Raw genomic sequence first — 18,914 nt, 5'->3', positions numbered from 1 at the left:
CACCGAAGGCGCATCCCCGGATGCGCCTTTCTCGTTGGACCGGAAATTTTATTGCTGGCTGGCCCTTCGGGCCAAGTTGGCAAGGTTTCAGACAAGGATTCGGAGTAGGTTATGGCAGGTCATTCTAAGTGGGCGAACATCAAGCACCGCAAAGAGCGTCAGGATGCCAAAAAAGGCAAAATTTTCACCAAGTGGATTCGTGAGCTGACTGTCGCGGCGCGTCAGGGTGGTGGTGACCCAGCGTCCAACCCAAGGCTGCGTCTGGCGCTGGACAAAGCGCTTGGAGCAAACATGAGCCGTGATGTCATTGATCGTGCTGTCGCCCGTGGTGCCGGTGCGGCTGATACCGATGACATGGTTGAGCTGAGTTACGAAGGCTACGGGCCTGGTGGCGTGGCGGTGATGGTTGAGTGCATGACCGACAACCGCAACCGGACTGCAGCAGCTGTGCGTCATGCTTTCAGCAAATGCGGCGGCAATCTGGGCACTGATGGCTCTGTGGCGTACTTGTTTGAGCGTAAAGGCCAGATTTCGTATACCGCGGGTGTTGATGAAGATGCCTTGATCGAAGCGGCTATGGAAGCAGATGCCGATGACGTTGTGACCAATGAAGATGGGTCGATCGATGTGTTCACATCATTTTCGAGCTTCTACGCAGTTCGCAACGTATTGGAGGCTGCAGGCTTCAAGCCGGCTGATGCCGAAATCGTAATGCTGCCCACCACGAGTGCCGAGCTGGATCTGGAGGGTGCTGAGAAGGTGCTCAAGCTGATCGACATGCTTGAGGATCTGGATGACGTGCAAAACGTTTACTCCAACGCCGAGATCCCCGAGGCTGTGCTGGAACAGCTTGCCTGATACCTCGCTGTAATCCTGGAAGCCGGAGGTGCAACGCTGCGATGATCGCAGGCTGTGCACCTCCGGCTTCTGCCTTTAAGCTGTCCGGGTTCATGCCCGAGGGCATCACTTCTAAAGCTGCAGGCGTTATGACTCTTATTCTTGGTATCGATCCCGGTTCGCGCATTACCGGCTATGGCGTGGTGCAGGACACCGGTCGTGGCTGTGTGTACGTGGCTTCGGGGTGTATTCGTACAGGCAACGGCGAAATGCATGAGCGGCTGCAGATCGTTTATCGCGGCGTGCGCGAAGTGATACAGACGTACGGCCCGGTTACGATGGGCATTGAAAAAGTATTTATGGGGCGTAATGCGGATTCGGCGTTAAAGCTGGGTCAGGCCCGGGGCGCAGCAATCGTTGCTGGCGGTGAGGAAAGTCTGGAAATCGCCGAGTACACGGCGACTCAAATCAAGCAGGCGGTTGCGGGTACCGGGGGCGCTAATAAAGAGCAGGTGATGATGATGGTCATGCATTTGCTCAAGCTGACGTCAAAACCGCAAATTGATGCTTCTGATGCGTTGGCAATTGCGTTGTGCCATGCGCACACGCGCTCCAGTTTGCTGCCTCACGGGTTGGGTGCTGCGCGCAGTCGGGGTGGTCGTCTGCGTCTATAGGGGGCGGGTGTCTCTGGTGTTGAGCGCTTTGGGTGTTTGAACGTGCAATCGTGCAGCGCCCCGTCTTATTAGTTAGCCATTGATCTGGCCTGAAAAAGGATCTGAAACGTGATTGGACGCTTGCGCGGTACTCTCGCTGAAAAACAGCCGCCTCACCTGATTCTGGATGTGAATGGCCTGGGTTATGAGGTGGAGGTTCCGATGACTACACTTTACCGCCTGCCTTCAATCGGTGAGCCGTTGACCCTGCACACCCATTTAGTGGTTCGCGAAGATGCGCAGTTGCTCTATGGTTTCAGTGGCAAGCGAGAGCGCGATTTTTTTCGCGAATTGATTCGGCTCAATGGCGTGGGCCCTAAATTGGCATTGGCACTGATGTCCAGTCTGGAAGTCGATGAGCTGGTGCGTTGTGTACAGGCCCAGGATACGTCGGCGCTGACCAAGGTGCCGGGGGTTGGCAAGAAAACCGCCGAGCGCCTGTTGGTCGAACTGAAGGATCGGTTCAAAGCATGGGAGCAGGTGCCGAGCATGTTTGCGCTGGTGCCCAATCAGCCGGATGCCCCTGCGCAAGTCGCCAGCGCTGAAAGCGATGCGGTCAGCGCGTTGATCTCTTTGGGCTATAAACCTCAAGAGGCGAGTAAAGCAGTGTCGGCCATCAAGGACAAAACGTTGAGCAGTGAAGACATGATCCGCCGAGCCCTGAAGGGAATGATTTAAGTGATTGAAGCTGATCGTTTGATAACCGCTTCCAGCGGACGTGACCGCGAAGAGGTTCAGGATCGCGCGATCCGTCCATTGAGTCTGGCCGACTATATTGGTCAGCCGGCAGTGCGCGAGCAGATGGAGTTGTTTATCCAGGCTGCGCGTGGGCGTGCAGAGTCGTTGGACCACACGCTGATTTTTGGGCCGCCGGGCTTGGGTAAAACTACCCTGGCGAACATCATTGCGCAGGAAATGGGTGTTTCGATTAAAAGTACGTCGGGCCCGGTGCTTGAGAGGCCAGGGGACCTGGCAGCCCTGCTGACCAATCTGGAACCCCATGATGTGCTGTTCATTGATGAAATTCACCGGTTGTCGCCTATTGTCGAGGAAGTCTTGTACCCGGCCATGGAAGATTTTCAGCTGGACATCATGATCGGCGAGGGGCCTGCTGCGCGTTCGATCAAGCTGGATTTGCCGCCGTTTACGCTGGTTGGGGCGACAACCCGTGCCGGGATGCTGACCAATCCTTTGCGCGACCGCTTCGGCATTGTTCAGCGTCTTGAGTTTTATGGCATTGATGACCTGGCGACGATCGTCAGTCGTTCTGCGGGAATCTTCGGTTTGCCGCTGGATCCGGAAGGTGCATACGAAATTGCGCGGCGGGCCCGCGGTACACCGCGTATCGCAAATCGGTTGCTACGCCGTGTGCGCGACTTTGCCGAAGTGCGGGCCAAGGGGCATATCACCAAATCTGTGGCAGATCTGGCGCTCAATCTCCTGGATGTGGATGAACACGGGTTTGATCATCAGGACCGGCGATTGCTGTTGACCATGATCGAGAAATTCGATGGGGGGCCGGTGGGGGTCGACAGTCTTGCGGCAGCGATCAGTGAAGAGCGCCATACCATCGAGGATGTGCTGGAACCGTACTTGATTCAGCAAGGCTATATCATGCGTACGCCGCGAGGGCGTGTAGTGACCCGGCATGCGTATTTGCACTTTGGTCTGAATATTCCGTCACGTTTGGGCGAAATGCCGAGCGCAGATGAATTCTCGAATGCGCAGGATGATTAATTAAGCCGTAATGAGTCGATTTTTTTGCCGTTTTTGATGTCACAAGGGCTGGCGCTGAAAATCCTGAGTCTTAAAGTCTAAGAAGAGTGAAAAACAGTGGTCTGGCGGATTGGCAACCTGAGGAGTAAGCACTAGAGTATGCGCGCGCAAAACAGGCTTGAGCCGTTCGCACATCGCTGTCGCGTTTATTACGAAGACACCGATGCGGGTGGCGTCGTGTATTACGTAAATTATCTAAAGTTTATGGAGCGGGCTCGAACCGAAAGGCTGCGGGAATTGGGGTTTGCCCAGTCCGAGCTGGTAGGGGAGAACCTGTTATTTGTCGTGCATTCCAGCGAGGCGCGTTATCACGCACCGGCGCGACTGGACGACGAACTGTTGGTAACTGCGCAAGTAATAGAACTCAACCGTGCCAGCCTGCGTTTCAAACAGCAGGTCTGGCGGGCTGCGGACTCAACGTTGCTCTGCGAAGGGCAGTTTTTGGTGGCCTGTGTGCGCGCCGATAGTTTCAAACCCCGGGCCATTCCCGAAGCTTTACGTACGGCCTTTGCCGACGTGAGCGGCGCGGGTAAACATTTAGAGCAGGAGATAAAGCGTGGAAGCTAACGTCGTCGACCATTCCTCCATGTGGAGCTTGGTCAGCAATGCCAGCATTGTTGTGCAATTGGTAATGTTGACCCTGCTGGCCGCATCGGTTACCTCGTGGGTCATGATTTTTCAGCGCAGCACCATGCTGCGCGCCGGTCGACGTGCCCTGGAAAGCTTTGAAGAGCGCTTCTGGTCGGGTATCGATCTGTCCAAGTTGTACCGCCAGGCAGGTAGCAATCCGGATCCTGATTCGGGCGTTGAGCAGATCTTTCGTGCAGGATTCAAGGAGTTTTCCCGTCTGCGTCAGCAGCCAGGTGTAGATCCTGAGGCTGTCATGGAAGGTGTGGCCCGTGCCATGCGTGTAGCAATTTCCCGTGAAGAAGAAAAACTGGAGCAAAGCCTGCCGTTCCTCGCGACAGTTGGTTCTGTGAGCCCTTACATCGGTCTGTTCGGTACGGTGTGGGGCATCATGAACTCATTCCGCGGTTTGGCGACGGCTCAGCAGGCCACGCTGGCGACTGTGGCGCCAGGTATTGCCGAAGCGCTGGTCGCTACGGCAATCGGTCTGTTTGCTGCAATTCCAGCCGTTATCGCTTACAACCGCTTTGCTGCGCGTAGTGAAACCCTTATCGGTCGCTACTACACCTTCGCCGATGAATTCCAGGCGATCCTGCACCGTAAAGTGCACACCAGCGAAGAATAAGCAGGTACTTTCCAATGGCTTTAATCGCTCGAGCTCGCAAGAAGCGCAAGCCGGTCGCCGAGATGAACGTGGTGCCTTACATCGACGTGATGTTGGTACTGTTGGTCATTTTCATGGTGACTGCGCCCATGCTCAATCAGGGTGTGAAAGTGGATTTGCCCAAAGTCTCCAGTGAGGCTTTGCCGCAAGACAACAACACTCAGGTTCTGACTATTTCGATCAAGGCTGACAAGACCTACTTCTGGAACCTTGGCAGCGAAGTCGATACTGAAAAACAGATGGACAAGGCCATGACCTTGCCGCAAATGACAGATGCCGTCACCAAAATCATTCGTGCTGGCAACGAAGGCGGCAAGCATACTCAGGTCTTCATTCGCGGCGACAAGTCTGTGGATTATGGCGCGGTGATGGGAGCCATGGGGGGCTTGCAGAAAGCCGGCGTCGGTAATGTTGGCTTGATCACAGAGGCTCCCTGATGCGCGAACAGCGGGAGCCGTCCGCCTCTGAAAACTATTTTTGGCCTACAGTTTGGGCCGTAGGGCTGCACGTTCTGATTTTTGGCATGCTGTTCGCCAGTTTTGCCATGACGCCGGAACTGCCTCCCTCGAAGCCGATTGTTCAAGCAACCTTGTATCAACTGAAGTCAAAAAGTCAGGCGACCACCCAGACCAATCAAAAGATTGCGGGTGAGGCAAAGAAATCTGCCGCACGTCAGACCGAAGTTGAGCAGATGGAGCAAAAAAAGGTTGAGCAAGAGGCCGTGAAAGCGGCGGAACAAAAGAAAGAAGAGGCTGCCGAGAAAGCAGCAGAGGCCAAGAAGGCTGACGAAGCCAAGGCCAGTGAAGCGAAGAAGGCTGAGGAAGCTAAAAAGGCGGACGAAGCCAAGAAAGCAGACGACGCTAAAAAAGCCACTGAAGCCAAAAAAGCCGAAGAGAAAAAGTTGGCTGATATAGCCAAGAAAAAGTCTGAGGAAGAGGCCAAAAAAGCCGCTGAAGAAGAGGCGAAGAAAAAGGCCGCCGAAGAAGCCAAGAAAAAGATTGTCGAAGATGCGAAGAAGAAAGCTGCTGAAGATGCCAAGAAAAAGGCCGTAGCGGATGAGGCGAAGAAGAAAGCCGCCGAAGACGCCAAGAAAAAAGCGGCTGCTGATGCTGCCAAGAAAAAGGCAGTAGAAGCAGCACGTAAATCGACCGAAGAGAAAAAGGCGCAAGCCTTGGCAGATTTGCTTTCCGATACGCCTCAACGTCAACAAGCCTTGGCAGAGGAGCAGGGCGATGAGGTCGCCGGCAGTTTTGATGACCTGATTCGTGCCCGGGCAGCAGAAGGTTGGGCTCGTCCTCCTTCGGCTCGCAAGAACATGACAGTGGTGCTGCAAATTGGCATGTTGCCGGATGGCACGGTAACTTCGGTTACGGTTGCCAGATCCAGTGGTGACGGACCTTTTGACAGTTCGGCTGTGGCGGCGGTCAAGAACATTGGCCGTTTAACGGAGATGCAGGGCCTGAAGCCCAGCGAATTCAATCCTTATCGATCATTCAAGATGACATTCACACCTGAGGATCTAGCCTTGTGATTAACTTTTTTCGAGGACTGCTCGTCGTCGTCTGCTGCTTCGCAGGGATGGCAATGGCAGAAGAAAAGAACATTCTGGTCACTAGCGGTAGCGACCGGGCCACACCTATTGCCGTGGTTCCATTTGGCTGGCAGGGCGGTTCCGTTCTGCCGGATGACATGGCTGAAATCATTGGCAATGACCTGCGCAACTCGGGCTACTACGCACCGATTCCAAAGCAGAACATGATCAGCTTGCCGACCCAGGCCAGCGAAGTCATTTTCCGTGACTGGAAAGCGTTAGGTGCCCAGTACGTGATGGTCGGCAATATTGTCCCGGCCGGCGGTCGTTTGCAGGTTCAATATGCCCTGTTCAATGTGGCCACCGAGCAACCGGTTCTGACCGGTAGTGTCTCCGGTACTGCTGAGCAGCTGCGTGATATGGCGCATTACATCTCCGACCAGTCATTTGAAAAACTGACCGGTATTAAAGGCGCATTCTCAACCCGTTTACTCTACGTAACGGCTGAGCGCGCCAGTGCCAATAACACCCGCTATACCTTGCAGCGTTCGGATTACGACGGTGCACGTGCTGTCACGCTGCTGCAATCGCGTGAACCGATTCTGTCGCCGCGTTTCGCGCCAGACGGCAAGCGCATCGCCTATGTCTCGTTTGAGCAAAAACGTCCGCGTATCTTCATGCAGAACATTGATACCGGTCGTCGTGAGCAAATCACCAACTTCGAAGGCCTTAACGGTGCCCCTGCGTGGTCTCCGGACGGTTCGAAGCTGGCATTTGTGTTGTCTAAAGATGGTAACGCTGAAATTTACGTAATGAATCTGGCGTCCCGTCAGCTGACTCGCGTGACTAACAGCCCGGCTATCGATACCGAACCGTTCTGGGGCAAGGATGGGTCAACCATCTACTTCACCTCTGACCGCGGCGGTAAACCACAAATCTACAAAACCACAGTTGGTAGCGGTAATGCAGAGCGCGTGACATTTATCGGGAACTACAACGCCAGTCCGAAGCTTTCGGCAGACGAAAAGACCCTGGTAATGATTCATCGTCAGGATGGCTTCACCAATTTCCGTGTGGCAGCGCAAGATTTGCAGCGTGGAAGCGTGAAAATCCTCACAGATACCAACCTTGATGAGTCAGCTACTGTTGCGCCCAACGGCACCATGGTAATCTACGCCACCCGCCAGCAGGGCCGGGGAGTCTTGATGCTCGTGTCCATTAATGGGCGCGTAAGGCTCCCTCTTCCTACCGCTCAAGGCGAAGTCAGAGAACCTTCCTGGTCCCCTTACCTGAACTGACGTGGTGATAGCTTTACGTTGCACTTAACACTTGGGGTTCATTAGGAGTTTTACGATGGAAATGCTGAAGTTTGGTAAATTTGCTGCGCTGGCACTGGCCATGGCTGTAGCTGTAGGTTGCTCGTCTAAAGGCGGCGACAATGCCGGTGAAGGCGCTGCTGTTGATCCAAACGCTGGTTATGGCGCAAACACAGGCGCTGTTGATGGCTCCCTGAGCGAAGAAGCTGCTCTGCGTGCTATCACTGTTTTCTACTTCGAATACGACAGTTCGGACCTGAAACCAGAAGCTATGCGCGCTCTGGACGTTCACGCAAAAGACCTGAAAGCTAACGGCGCTCGCGTTGTTCTGGAAGGTAACACTGACGCCCGTGGTACTCGTGAGTACAACATGGCACTGGGCGAGCGTCGTGCGAAAGCCGTTCAACGCTACCTGGTTCTGCAAGGTGTTTCTCCAGCACAGCTGGAGCTGGTGTCCTACGGTAAAGAGCGTCCGATCGCCACTGGCAACGACGAGCAGTCGTGGGCTCAGAACCGTCGCGTCGAACTGCGTAAGTAATTCGTCATGCGAACGTGCCGCCGTGCTGTAACTATTCTGACTCTCAGCCTCATGCCGCTTGCGGCCTGGGCTGCGGTTCCTGTGGTCGATGACAACTCTGGCTATAACAATAGCGGGGGGAGTTATCCGTCAACGGGTTACGGTGCGAGCGGCGCCTATGCCGGGGGAGGGGTTTCGGCCCCTGTCTCGGCACAGGGCGAGCTGTTCAACCAGTTGCAACAAATGCAGGAACAGATTGCACGCCAACAGGGTGTAATCGAAGTTCTGCAGAATGATATTTCGCGCATGAAGCAAGAAAGCCTGGAGCGATACCAGGAACTTGATCGGCGTATTGGTGCTGGCATTGCTCCTGCTGCCGCGCCTGATAATTCTTCATCTGGTGGTGCCAGTACGACCGCCAGTAATACGGCTGCACCTGCTCCTCAGGCTGCTGCCAGTTCTGAGCCGGGTGATCCGGCGAAAGAAAAGCTCTATTACGATGCTGCTTTTGACTTGATCAAGGCTAAAGACTTCGACAAGGCCAGCCAGGCGTTTAGTGCCTTTTTGCGTAAATACCCTAACAGTCAGTATGCCGGTAACGCTCAATATTGGCTGGGTGAGGTGAATCTGGCTAAAGGTGATTTGCAGGCTGCAGGCCAGGCGTTCGCCAAAGTCAGTCAGCTTTATCCCAAGCATGGGAAAGTGCCTGACTCGTTGTACAAGTTGGCTGATGTTGAGCGCCGTTTGGGGCATGCCGATAAGGTTAAAGGCATCCTCCAGCAAGTGGTGTCCCAATACCCGGGCACCTCTGCAGCGCAATTGGCCCAGCGCGATTTGCAGCGCATGTAAGCTATCGAGTGTTTTCATCGAGAAACCCGCGCCTGTCGCGGGTTTTTTCGTTAGAATCCACGCCCTTTTATGAAATACGCTCTTCTGAGTACTGCGTTGGCAGATTCCTTGGAGTGCCTGACGGAGGCGGACAGCCTGTTTAGCTGTTACGCCCGTGGCGGATATGCAAGACACATTGAGAATTACCGAAGTTTTTTACTCGTTGCAGGGTGAAACGCGAACGGCTGGCTTGCCTACCGTTTTTGTTCGCCTAACCGGTTGCCCTTTACGCTGTGGTTATTGCGACAGCGCTTACGCATTCAGTGGCGGCACTGTAAGGCCTCTGAAGGACATACTTGAGCAGGTGGCGAGTTATCGTCCGCGCTATGTATGTGTTACAGGGGGGGAGCCGCTAGCCCAGCCCAATGCAATTCCTTTGATGACGCAGCTTTGCGATGCCGGATATGAAGTCTCCATCGAGACCAGTGGTGCGCTGGATATTTCGGCAGTGGATCCCCGCGTCAGTCGTGTGCTTGATCTGAAGACTCCTGGCTCTAAAGAGTCCCATCGTAATCTCTACGAAAATATCGCGTTGTTGACATGCAATGATCAGGTCAAGTTTGTGATCTGTTCGCGTGATGACTACGACTGGGCGGTTTCGAAGTTGATCGAGTATGGGTTAGAGCGGCGAGCCGGAGAGGTGCTGTTCTCGCCAAGCCATCATGATTTGTCGGCCCGTGAACTGGCCGACTGGATCGTTGCCGACAACTTGCCGGTGCGTTTGCAAATGCAGTTGCACAAATACTTATGGAACGATGAGCCGGGGCGCTGAAATGACAGAACAATCGGTTGTACAAGAGAAAAGAGCAGTCATTCTATTGTCGGGCGGTCTGGATTCGGCGACTGTTGTCGCCATGGCCCGCGCCGAAGGTTACAGCTGCTACACCATGAGCTTCGATTACGGTCAGCGCCATCGTGCGGAGCTTGATGCCGCTGCGCGTGTTGCCCGTGATCTGGGCGTCATTGACCACAAGGTGATTGGACTGAACCTGGACGGTATCGGAGGCTCAGCGCTAACTGACAGCTCGATTGACGTGCCTGAGGCCCCGAGTGAAGGTATTCCGGTCACCTATGTCCCCGCGCGTAATACGGTGTTCCTGTCGTTGGCATTGGGTTGGGCCGAGGTGCTGGAGGCGCAAGATATTTTCATCGGTGTGAACGCTGTGGACTATTCAGGCTATCCGGACTGTCGTCCAGAGTTTGTAGAGGCTTTCGAAGTCATGGCAAATCTTGCTACCAAAGCGGGTGTCGAGGGTAAGCCGTTCAGTATCAAGGCTCCTCTGCAAAGCCTGAGCAAAGCGCAGATTGTCCAGGCGGGTGCAAAGTTGGGTGTCGACTATTCGCTGACTGTTTCGTGCTATCAGGCCGACGACCAAGGTCGTGCATGCGGCAAATGCGATAGCTGCCGTTTGCGTGCAGATGGCTTCGCAGCTGCCGGAATCAAAGATCCAACCCGTTATTTTTGACTTATTTCATATTTATTTTTAATCGGGTGTTGAATTCTCGTTAAAAATCAGTATTATACGTCCCACAACGAAGCGGGTCGTTAGCTCAGTTGGTAGAGCAGTTGGCTTTTAACCAATTGGTCGTAGGTTCGAATCCCACACGACCCACCATATCGCTACATCAAAACAGCCGGTCAGTACCTCAGGGTCTACCGGCTTTTTTGTGTCTGTCATTTGGCGAGCGTGCGGGCTAAAGGCGAAAACACATATTCCTCCATTCGGGCCAGAAATCATCAATTTTCGACTATTGGTTTTTAGGCTTTTCATGATCTCAATGTGGTTCTAGCACATTGGAGGCAATTTCTATAAAAATACGAAGTGCGTGTCAGATTTGGATTTTGCGCTATGAAGGAAAGTTTTTCTGTAGTGGTCAACTAATCCCGGACACGACGTTAAGTTTTTCTTCGGCCCGAGCTGGCGCCAGCCCACCGTTGAATTGGTGGGGTCGAACCCAGTTGTACCGATGCATCAAGAAGTGGCTGATATCGCGCTGGGCTTCTTGAGCCGTTCTGTAGCCCGTGGTCGGTATCCACTCGGTTTTCAAGCTGCGGAACACGCGCTCCATTGGCGCGTTGTCCCAGCAATTTCCTCGGCGACTCATGCTCTGGCGCATGCGATAACGCCACAATCGCTGACGAAATAGCCGGCTTGCGTATTGCGACCCCTGATCCGAGTGAAACAGCAGACCCGAAGGCCTGCCACGCTGCTCGTAAGCCATATCCAGGGCCTTGATCACCAGTTCAGCGTCCGGCTTTTCCGACAACGCCCAGCCCACTACCCGGCGCGTGCAAAGATCCAGCACGACCGCCAAGCAATGCCATTTCCCCTGGGCCCAAATGTAGGTGATGTCGCCGCACCAGACTTGATTCGGGGCTGGCACATCAAACTCACGGTTCAAGGTATTCGGGATATCGAGTCTTTCTACTGTCGCTCGTTTGTAGGCATGTGAGCCGGGTTGTTTACTGACTAAATCAAGCTCGCGCATCAAGCTGCGTACTTTGAATCGACCGAGCTGCTCACCGTCTTCACGCATCAGCGACAGGATGCTGCGGCTGCCCGCCGCACTGCGACTTTGCGTGAACAACTCGCTTACCCGGCTGCGCAACCTAAGGCGTTCAACATCGGGCGTGCGGCGCCTAAGACGCTGGGCGTAGTAGCACGAACGAGTCACTTCAAACACCTTGCGCAGCCAATCAACTGGCTCATGAACGCTCAACTGGTCAATCAGCGCGAACGCTCGTGATCTTCCGACATCAAGAGCGCGGTAGCCTTTTTTAGTATGGATTTCTCTCGCTCAAGCCGAGCGATCCGGGTCTCCAGTTACTGAATTTTTTACTGTTCCGGCGTGAGCGCCTTGCTCTGCGGGGTGATGCCTTTATGTTCTTTCTGCATCTGGTCAACCCAGTGGCGCAATGCCGACTCACCAATGCCGAGTGAACGGCTGGCTTCGATGTAGCTGTAGTTTTGTTTGAGCACGAGGTCGGCAGCGTCGCGCTTGAATTCAGGAGTAAAGGAGCGGCGTTGTTTGGTCATCTGACAACTCGATCTGGCGAGCATTCTCGCCTAAATGGGTGTCCGGTTTCATTAGACCACTACAGTCGCCCGGACGGTTACGGTTGAGTTACTTCATTGAGGCATTCAGCTCTCTCGAATTTATCTGGCTCGGGAATGGGTAGTAGATAGGCTGGAGGGTGGAAGTGCTCTCGGCATCATAAACATCTCCGGTATGTGAACTACAGCTGCAAAAATAAGGAATTGTTGCGGTTGGTCGAGGGATAATGTTTGTTGTATATATATTTATTGTAAGTTGAATTGTATTTTATAAGGCTACTTAAATGAGGGAAATTGCTTACGTGTAAAGGGACTCAAACCTAATGCTACATTTTAGAATTTAGATACTCTGGTTGTCAGACAGCCTGATGAAAATCCATGATTAATTTAACTCGTCCCCAATCCCTTGTTGAAAGTGTTGTCTCTGCCATCCGCCGAGAAATCGAGGCTGGGAGGCTTCCAGCGGAATCGAAGATGCCGACAGAGCATCAACTGGCCGAGCAACTCCATGTGAGTCGCTCAGTTGTTCGTGAGGCCATCTCTCAGCTAAAAGCAGATGGTGTGCTTGTAATTCGTCCTGGTAGTGGTTCTTTTGTTTCTCAGACACCCGGTGGAGTTGTTTTTCGGCTACCTAATAACAATGGTCCTTTGCCTGATTTTGATCAGCTCTTTGAGTTGCGTATATGGATAGAGATACAGGCTGCATCAATTGCCGCTCTACGGCGCACAAAAGCAGATTTGATGCGTATGAATGAAGCAGTAGCGCTAATGGAAAATAACTCTGATAACGCCAAGGTATCATCTGCAGCAGATGTTGAGTTTCACAGGTCCATTGTTGCTGCTTGTAAAAATAATTATTTGAGCGCCTTTCACGATTTTCTACATGGCCAATTGGTGCAAGCGCGCTTTGTCGCTTGGGAAAACTCCGCGAAATTATCAGGTGGTCCACATGGCGCCTTACGTGAGCATCAAGAAATATTTAATGCTATTTCTAAGCGCAGCTCTCTAGAGGCTGGTAATTGTGCCAGAAGTCACTTGGAGGCGGCGGCGTTACGGCTGAACATTAAGTTGGAAACTTAGTCTTGCTTATGGTTGATATTTTTTCGCGCTTATTCTTTTTCTGGCGGTCTGATGTAAGAGAAGATGCTTTGATGATTTATGATTTTTGCGTAATTGGTGGGGGGATTGTAGGGCTTGCCACGGCAATGCGATTGCTAGAAGTTCATCCGGGGGCCTCGCTATTGTTAGTGGAGAAAGAGGCAGGGTTAGCAATGCATCAAACTGGCCATAACAGTGGAGTTATTCATGCAGGGGTGTATTACCCGCCTGAGAGTTTTAAAGCAAAGTTATGTAAGCAGGGAGCTGAAGCGACTAAGGCGTTTTGTACGAAACACAGCATTCAGTATGAAGTGTGCGGAAAGCTATTGGTTGCTTCGAGTAAAGCCCAGCTTCCACACATGGAGAAAATGGAGGAGATAGCAAAGCAAAATGGCTTGAAAATAGACCGCCTTGACAATCAGGAGTTACGGCGCCGTGAACCAAATATTATAGGGGTGGGGGCTTTGTTTGCTGACAGTACGGGTATCGTTGATTATAAGGCTGTCGCCAAAGCAATGTTTGATGTAATTATTCGCGCCGGGGGAGAAGTACTCTTTGAGCGCAAGGTGGTCTCGATACAAGAGTCCGGCAATCAGGTTACAGTTGCATCTCAATGTTCATCTTGGGCTGCGAAAAAACTAGTTGTTTGCGCTGGTTTGCAATCTGATCGTTTGGCTGTAATGGCTGGCCTGAACATCAATTTTCAAATCATTCCTTTTCGCGGTGAATATTACCGGTTGGCGCAACGGCTAAGTGAAAGTATCAATCATCTAATCTATCCAATCCCAAATCCGGCTCTTCCATTTTTAGGTATTCACCTGACGCGTATGATTGATGGCAGTATCACGGTTGGGCCAAATGCCGTATTGGGTTTTTCGCGTGAGGGGTATCAAAATTTTGCCTTTAATACTCGTGATGTTTGGGAATACAGCTTGTTTCCAGGATTCTGGAAGTTTCTAGGCAAGTACTTTGTTTCAGGTCTGGATGAGATGAAAAATACGCTGTTCAAGGCAAGCTATTTAGAGCAGTGTAAAAAATACTATCCCTCTCTAGAGCTTCAAGATCTTCAGCCTTCTGAGGCAGGTATCCGAGCTCAGGCGGTAATGCGTAACGGTGAGTTTGTACATGATTTCTTGTTTATGCAGACCCCAAGAATGTTGCATGTCTGCAATGCGCCTTCACCGGCGGCAACAGCAGCAATTCCTATTGGTGAAATGATTGTTGAACAAGTATTAAACGGCCTCCATTAGGCGATATTGACTCATAATAAGGAAATTGGCGTGATTGATCATACCGCTCGGCCTGATAGTGAAAGTAAAACTCAACGTGATACTCGGTTGCGGAAGGTCGCAGCGGCAACCATTATTGGTTCTATGCTGGAGTGGTACGATTTTTACCTTTACGCAATGATGGCCGCCATCGTATTTTCGAAAGTTTTCTTTGCTCCTGCCGATTCGAAAACAGCGACTTTATTGGCGTTGTCAACGTTTGCAATTGGTTTTATAGCGCGGCCTTTTGGCGGAATTTTATTTGGGTATTGTGGGGACCGGTTTGGTCGGAAACGAATGTTGGTAGCAACGTTTTGCCTAATGGGGGTTTGCACGGCTGCTATTGGTTTAATTCCTGGTTATGCCACGCTGGGAATTTGGGCGCCAGTACTACTGGTCGTAATTCGGATCCTCCAAGGGCTGGGAGCAGGTGCAGAACTCGCTGCAGCAGCGGTGACAGCGTATGAGCATGCCGATGAGGGTAAGCGTGGAAGCCAAGCCGCTTGGCCCGCGCTGGGACTGAACTTGGGATTGCTTCTTTCATCGCTGACAGTCTATTTGTTGACCCTTCAGGGGGATGAGTTTCTTCTCGCGGGCGGGTGGAGGATTCCATTTATATGCAGTATTCTTTTGGTCGCTGTTGGTATGTGGGTGCGCAGTAGCTTGCCTGAGACTCTTGACTATCAAAAACTCCGAAATATTGAGCCAGCACCTGGTGCTTTAAAAAAAGTAGTTGAAAATCCCTTGTTCACATTGTTTAAGAAAGACTTGAGAGGTCTATTTGTCGTTCTGTTTGTGGCGATTGGCTATAATGCACTGAGTTACATATTCAAAACGTTTTCATTGGCTTATCTCACCCAATATAAGGGTATTTCGGCGAATATCACGTCGCTGTCTGTCACGATAGCGAGTCTTATAGCTATATTTTCGGTCCCGTTTTTTGGCTTTCTTTGCGACCGATGGAGTAGCAAAAATGTATTAATCATTGGTGGTGTACTGTCGGGGATATTTGCGTACCCCTTCATGGCGCTATTGGAGTCTGGGCAGAATCTGTGGATCTATGTCGCGATTGGTGTGGGGACGGGTGTTCTTGCGCCTATGATGTTTGCACCACAAGGTTCATTCATGAGTAGACAGTTTCCCACTCGAACACGATCCTCAGGTGTTGGCACTGGTCGTGAAATCGGGACGGCTATTGCTGGAGGGCTAGCGCCTCTGGGTGCTTTGGCGCTGGTATCCAACTCACCTACTCAGTCAACGAGTGGTGTCGTCCTGATCCTGTTTATGGCTGCAGTTGTGGTCGTTGTGGCGGCATGCCTAGATCAGGGAGGGAAATATTCTAAGTTTAAAAACTAGCCACTATCAGACCCGGTCATTTTATTAATGTATAGCGGAATTTAAGTCGCAACGTTGTTGACGTGGTTAGGGGTTAATAATGGATTTTGAAAATCCTGACGTGCGCGCTGAGCTCAAAGAGTTAATAACGTTAATAAGGATGGATGAAAAATATACGGCAGTTGTTTTGGATGGAGTTTTGCCAGTCGATGAGTTGTCAAGCGAATGCCATTACCAGCGTATGACTCGCATTTATGAACTCTCTTATAAATACGGGTTGCTCTGATTTGTCATCCTGGCTGATCTATTTTTTTGGCGTGTGGTTATATGAAATAAATTTGTTGGTGAGACGGATGATCTCTTCGAGATTTTCTGGCGAGTCAACGTGGACTATTTTTTCTGCTAGTTCTTGTCGAAGAGAGATCAGGCGCGTTCTGATCTCGTCCTGTCCGCCGGGAAGAAGCTCGCCAGCCGCCCGCGCGCCCGTGTCTATTCGGCATTGCATCCGCTTTAGCGACTATCCCCGTAAAGTCAGAGCGCTTTATCTCTAATAGTCAGGTCGCAGCCTGGCGGTGTTTCTTCAGATGGTCCATGGACTAATGGCGTCATTGGCAGAGATTGCCGTGTCAGCCGTGTATTCTGTAAGAAGCGTTGATGGTGGTGAAAACGCAGGCGAAGGAATTGACTACCTACAGCATTGGCTTCCGGATAATCAATCGACAACCTCTTGATTTGCCCAATTCGATACGGTGTTTGAACCGCAGACTTACATTACGCAAGACGGCCTCGATCCTGTAAGGCTGTTATGCCAGTGCTGTTCTGGACGTTGATTCCGTGCAGGTGGCTATGAGCAAGGTAATAACTTACTTATACAGAGTTAATAAACAGTAAGATTTTCATGCCAAGCTCAGTTTGGCAGTTCAAACACACAGTGCTGCACTGTCCGCAAATGCCCGATTTACTAGTGGGAGTGAGCCATTGGCCTTTGAATAAAAGGTGAGTAACAGAACGCCAGTAATTAGTCGGGTCTCATTGATTCAGGTCTGTGTCACAGACCCTCCGCCATATATGCCGGGCACATCCAGTGCCTGATTGTCCCCTGTATTTCTTTTTACTCTTCGCTTTGTATGAGGTGCTGCATGCGTCTGCCTTTTGAACTAGATTCGAAAATTATCCACCATATTTTCTATGGTAAAGCTGAACCCCTTGTTAAGGCCGTGATTGCGTTGTTAATGAACGCTATCGATGCCAAGGCCACCTCTGTTTTTCTTAACATGAGCAAAGAGAGTTTCAAGTGCACGGATGACGGGCAGGGGTTTACCTGTTTTGACGATGTATTGCATTATTTCGGGCGGTTTGCACCCCGCAACAAATGTAGCGCCACCTACAGGCGCTTTCGTCTTGGCCGTGGACAGATCCTGGCTCACGCCTCTACCAAGTGGAGTTCCAATCGTTGGGCCATGAAGGTGGATACTCGATCAATGGGTTACGACTATGACCTTGAGGACTTGGCTGAAGCCGTAGCTGGGTTCTCCATTACCGGCACGTGGTACGAGCCTCTTAATGATCTGGAGTTGATGTCAGCGACTCAGGAAATTTGCGATCTTGTGCGTTATACGACCGTCCGCATTGAGTTAAACGGCCGTGTCATCTCCCGCAACCCTGCTCTAGAAAAATGGGATTTTGAGGACGAATGGGCGTATTACAGGACCAAGGAGGAGGGGCCGTTTTCACTCTATAACCAAGGTGTGCTGGTTCCGCATGACTCATCTTATGGGTGGGCAGGCGCTGGTCTGATCGTCTCAAAGCAGGCGATCAGCCTTAACCCGTCCAGAACAGAGATCCTGCGTAAGACTTGCCCAGTATGGAAATCTATCGCCAAAACGTTCAGCCGCTTGCTCGAACTACTGTCAGGAAAGTTCGACGTTCATCGAAAAACCGAAGCCCTGCGCGAGAAATTAGTCGGTTCATTACTCAAGGGTGACGCGAACATTGGGAATATCTGCAGGTGTGATCAAGTGATCACGCTTTTGCCCGGTGAGCGACGTATCTCTTTGCACGCTCTTTTGCAAAAGGCCGATTATGGGCACAAACATGTCAATGCGATTGTTGACTATGATCGTAATGTTCCTGCCTCTGAAGCCCGCACGGATGATGGGCTGTACCTAGCCATCGGTTGCAAAATCCTCAAGCGCTTGATAATCGACGTATTCAAAACGGAGGCCTGCACCGTTCGCCTGGTTGAGCATGAAGTGGTCTATCAAGACGAGAGCGTGAACTGTGGTAGCGATGCTGCACTCTGCCATCACTGCCACAGAATTTCGATAATGATGGGCCCTGAGCGGCAACGTTTTATCCCTATCTGGCTATTGAGATATGCGTTGAATTTTGAGTGTGAAGGAAGAAAATCCTGTGGACGTGCGTTGAATGAACGCCACCTTGTTGGCTGGGTGAGCAGCGGTCGTATAAAGCCCGGATTCAAGCCGCTCATTAAGGACCTGTCGACTCAAACACTCGTAATGGCTCCTGTTCCCGAGAAAAACCCATCGTTGTGGGCTCTGATTAATGGGCGACAGAATCAAAAAAAGGGTTTCCCTGGCTCAACCGCTTTAGTCGATGTTTTTGAGCATGCGCACCTTGATCTATTGGTGGCGAATGAGCGTGAAGCAGAAGCAGCGGAGGCTGAAAAGCGCTATCAAGCAATACAGCAGGATTTTGAGCAGGCCAAAGCGTCTATTGCCGCGATTCTTGGTCTTGAGGTGTCAGCCATAGATACCGACGCCATGACGTACCTATGCGAGTGCTGGGTGTGGGAAGGCCAGCAGGACCGCGAAGAGGTCTTGAAGGCTTGGGAGGATAAGGACTGGGAAAATGCCAGTTACGACGTGGAGGATGACCATGAGTACCCCTGCGAGCATGATATTGAGGAGCCGCCGTTTGAAATCGATGAGGAGTGGGTGTGCAATGATCCGCAACCAAGGCTTGATGAGGATTGCCGATCACTTGTTCGGTACGGTGAAACATGGTGGATATTGAAGCGTCACACCGCTGCGGCCGGGTTCTGGCGTGTAGAGGAGTATTTGAAATGGCGGCATGCCAATCAGGGGGCCTCGGGTGATCTGCTTCCTCCAACGTGGTGCCGGTAGTCTCCAGTGGATGTGACACAGATTGTGAAGGCAGCATAGCGCCAGCCCCATGCGCAAGTCGGCATGGCAACCCCTGTGGTCTATGCTCACGCCTCGTTCTGCGGCTGAACCATTTGCTGTGTTGGACAGCCCAAGTTCCGTA

Annotated in this window: 18 protein-coding genes, 1 tRNA gene and 2 pseudogenes; 19 read left to right on the top strand and 2 right to left on the bottom strand. The window is 51.9% G+C overall.

Going from position 1 to position 18,914, the window contains the following annotated elements; all coding sequences use genetic code 11:
* The first annotated feature begins 111 nt into the window (after window positions 1-111).
* The 14 genes from HBN61_RS05835 (at window position 112) to HBN61_RS05770 (ending at window position 10,485) form a co-directional block, all read left to right on the top strand.
* A complete protein-coding gene (locus HBN61_RS05835; protein ID WP_170046328.1) occupies window positions 112-858 on the top strand; it encodes a YebC/PmpR family DNA-binding transcriptional regulator in 747 nt (248 codons plus the stop codon).
* A 128-nt stretch (window positions 859-986) separates the two neighbouring features.
* Complete coding sequence (ruvC, locus tag HBN61_RS05830; protein WP_094994978.1) at window positions 987-1,511, top strand: crossover junction endodeoxyribonuclease RuvC; 525 nt, start codon at window positions 987-989, stop codon at window positions 1,509-1,511.
* Between the two features lie 108 nt (window positions 1,512-1,619).
* Window positions 1,620-2,228 carry a Holliday junction branch migration protein RuvA gene (gene ruvA / locus HBN61_RS05825; RefSeq protein ID WP_094994969.1) on the top strand — a complete coding sequence of 203 codons (609 nt, stop codon included), beginning with the start codon at window positions 1,620-1,622 and terminating at the stop codon, window positions 2,226-2,228.
* Window positions 2,229-3,287 carry a Holliday junction branch migration DNA helicase RuvB gene (ruvB, locus tag HBN61_RS05820; RefSeq protein WP_094994970.1) on the top strand — a complete coding sequence of 353 codons (1,059 nt, stop codon included), beginning with the start codon at window positions 2,229-2,231 and terminating at the stop codon, window positions 3,285-3,287. It begins immediately after the preceding gene.
* 138 nt (window positions 3,288-3,425) lie between these two features.
* Window positions 3,426-3,893, top strand: a complete 468-nt coding sequence (ybgC, locus tag HBN61_RS05815; RefSeq protein WP_047277999.1) for a tol-pal system-associated acyl-CoA thioesterase — start codon at window positions 3,426-3,428, stop codon at window positions 3,891-3,893.
* Window positions 3,883-4,578, top strand: coding sequence for a protein TolQ (gene tolQ / locus HBN61_RS05810; protein ID WP_047277996.1), 696 nt, complete (start codon window positions 3,883-3,885; stop codon window positions 4,576-4,578). Before ybgC ends, tolQ begins: the two co-directional genes overlap by 11 nt.
* Before the next feature lie 23 nt (window positions 4,579-4,601).
* Window positions 4,602-5,054 (top strand): protein TolR, encoded by a 453-nt coding sequence (gene tolR / locus HBN61_RS05805; RefSeq protein WP_162199712.1) that lies wholly within the window; start codon window positions 4,602-4,604, stop codon window positions 5,052-5,054.
* Window positions 5,054-6,148 (top strand): cell envelope integrity protein TolA, encoded by a 1,095-nt coding sequence (gene tolA, locus HBN61_RS05800; protein WP_094994972.1) that lies wholly within the window; start codon window positions 5,054-5,056, stop codon window positions 6,146-6,148. Before tolR ends, tolA begins: the two co-directional genes overlap by 1 nt.
* Before the next feature lie 47 nt (window positions 6,149-6,195).
* Window positions 6,196-7,446: a Tol-Pal system beta propeller repeat protein TolB gene (gene tolB, locus HBN61_RS05795; RefSeq protein ID WP_213936080.1), complete on the top strand. Its 1,251-nt coding sequence runs from the start codon at window positions 6,196-6,198 to the stop codon at window positions 7,444-7,446.
* Between the two features lie 55 nt (window positions 7,447-7,501).
* Complete coding sequence (pal, locus tag HBN61_RS05790) at window positions 7,502-8,002, top strand: peptidoglycan-associated lipoprotein Pal (protein WP_003441254.1); 501 nt, start codon at window positions 7,502-7,504, stop codon at window positions 8,000-8,002.
* A 6-nt stretch (window positions 8,003-8,008) separates the two neighbouring features.
* Window positions 8,009-8,830: a tol-pal system protein YbgF gene (gene ybgF, locus HBN61_RS05785; protein ID WP_094994974.1), complete on the top strand. Its 822-nt coding sequence runs from the start codon at window positions 8,009-8,011 to the stop codon at window positions 8,828-8,830.
* 163 nt (window positions 8,831-8,993) lie between these two features.
* The gene (gene queE / locus HBN61_RS05780; RefSeq protein WP_170046327.1) at window positions 8,994-9,641 is read left to right on the top strand and encodes a 7-carboxy-7-deazaguanine synthase QueE; all 648 of its coding nucleotides are present in this window, start codon (window positions 8,994-8,996) and stop codon (window positions 9,639-9,641) included.
* 1 nt (window position 9,642) lies between these two features.
* Window positions 9,643-10,335: a 7-cyano-7-deazaguanine synthase QueC gene (gene queC / locus HBN61_RS05775; protein ID WP_094994979.1), complete on the top strand. Its 693-nt coding sequence runs from the start codon at window positions 9,643-9,645 to the stop codon at window positions 10,333-10,335.
* Between the two features lie 74 nt (window positions 10,336-10,409).
* Window positions 10,410-10,485: transfer RNA gene (locus HBN61_RS05770), tRNA-Lys, on the top strand.
* Window positions 10,486-10,744: 259 nt separating this feature from the next.
* Here HBN61_RS05770 and HBN61_RS05765 read toward each other — a convergent pair.
* Window positions 10,745-11,907 (bottom strand): annotated as a pseudogene (locus tag HBN61_RS05765) (IS3 family transposase).
* 396 nt (window positions 11,908-12,303) lie between these two features.
* Between HBN61_RS05765 and HBN61_RS05760 the strand changes: the two are divergent.
* From HBN61_RS05760 to HBN61_RS05745, 4 genes are all read left to right on the top strand, one after another.
* On the top strand, window positions 12,304-13,005 hold the full coding sequence (locus HBN61_RS05760) for a FadR/GntR family transcriptional regulator (protein WP_170046326.1): 702 nt from the start codon (window positions 12,304-12,306) through the stop codon (window positions 13,003-13,005).
* Between the two features lie 71 nt (window positions 13,006-13,076).
* Entirely contained in the window at window positions 13,077-14,273 is a 1,197-nt protein-coding gene (gene lhgD, locus HBN61_RS05755; protein ID WP_170046341.1) for an L-2-hydroxyglutarate dehydrogenase, read from the top strand.
* A gap of 30 nt (window positions 14,274-14,303) precedes the next feature.
* On the top strand, window positions 14,304-15,647 hold the full coding sequence (locus tag HBN61_RS05750; RefSeq protein ID WP_524539060.1) for an MFS transporter: 1,344 nt from the start codon (window positions 14,304-14,306) through the stop codon (window positions 15,645-15,647).
* 79 nt (window positions 15,648-15,726) lie between these two features.
* Complete coding sequence (locus HBN61_RS05745; protein ID WP_170046325.1) at window positions 15,727-15,912, top strand: hypothetical protein; 186 nt, start codon at window positions 15,727-15,729, stop codon at window positions 15,910-15,912.
* Window positions 15,913-15,930: 18 nt separating this feature from the next.
* Here the strand turns inward: HBN61_RS05745 and HBN61_RS22590 are convergent.
* Window positions 15,931-16,101 (bottom strand): annotated as a pseudogene (locus HBN61_RS22590) (helix-turn-helix domain-containing protein); the annotation flags it as partial.
* 664 nt (window positions 16,102-16,765) lie between these two features.
* Here HBN61_RS22590 and HBN61_RS05740 point away from each other — a divergent pair.
* Window positions 16,766-18,772: a hypothetical protein gene (locus HBN61_RS05740; RefSeq protein WP_170046324.1), complete on the top strand. Its 2,007-nt coding sequence runs from the start codon at window positions 16,766-16,768 to the stop codon at window positions 18,770-18,772.
* Window positions 18,773-18,914 lie beyond the last annotated feature (142 nt).

Source organism: Pseudomonas sp. WS 5071 (assembly GCF_012985765.1).
Lineage (GTDB): Bacteria > Pseudomonadota > Gammaproteobacteria > Pseudomonadales > Pseudomonadaceae > Aquipseudomonas > Aquipseudomonas lundensis_A.
This window is presented reverse-complemented; position numbering and strand designations above follow the sequence as displayed.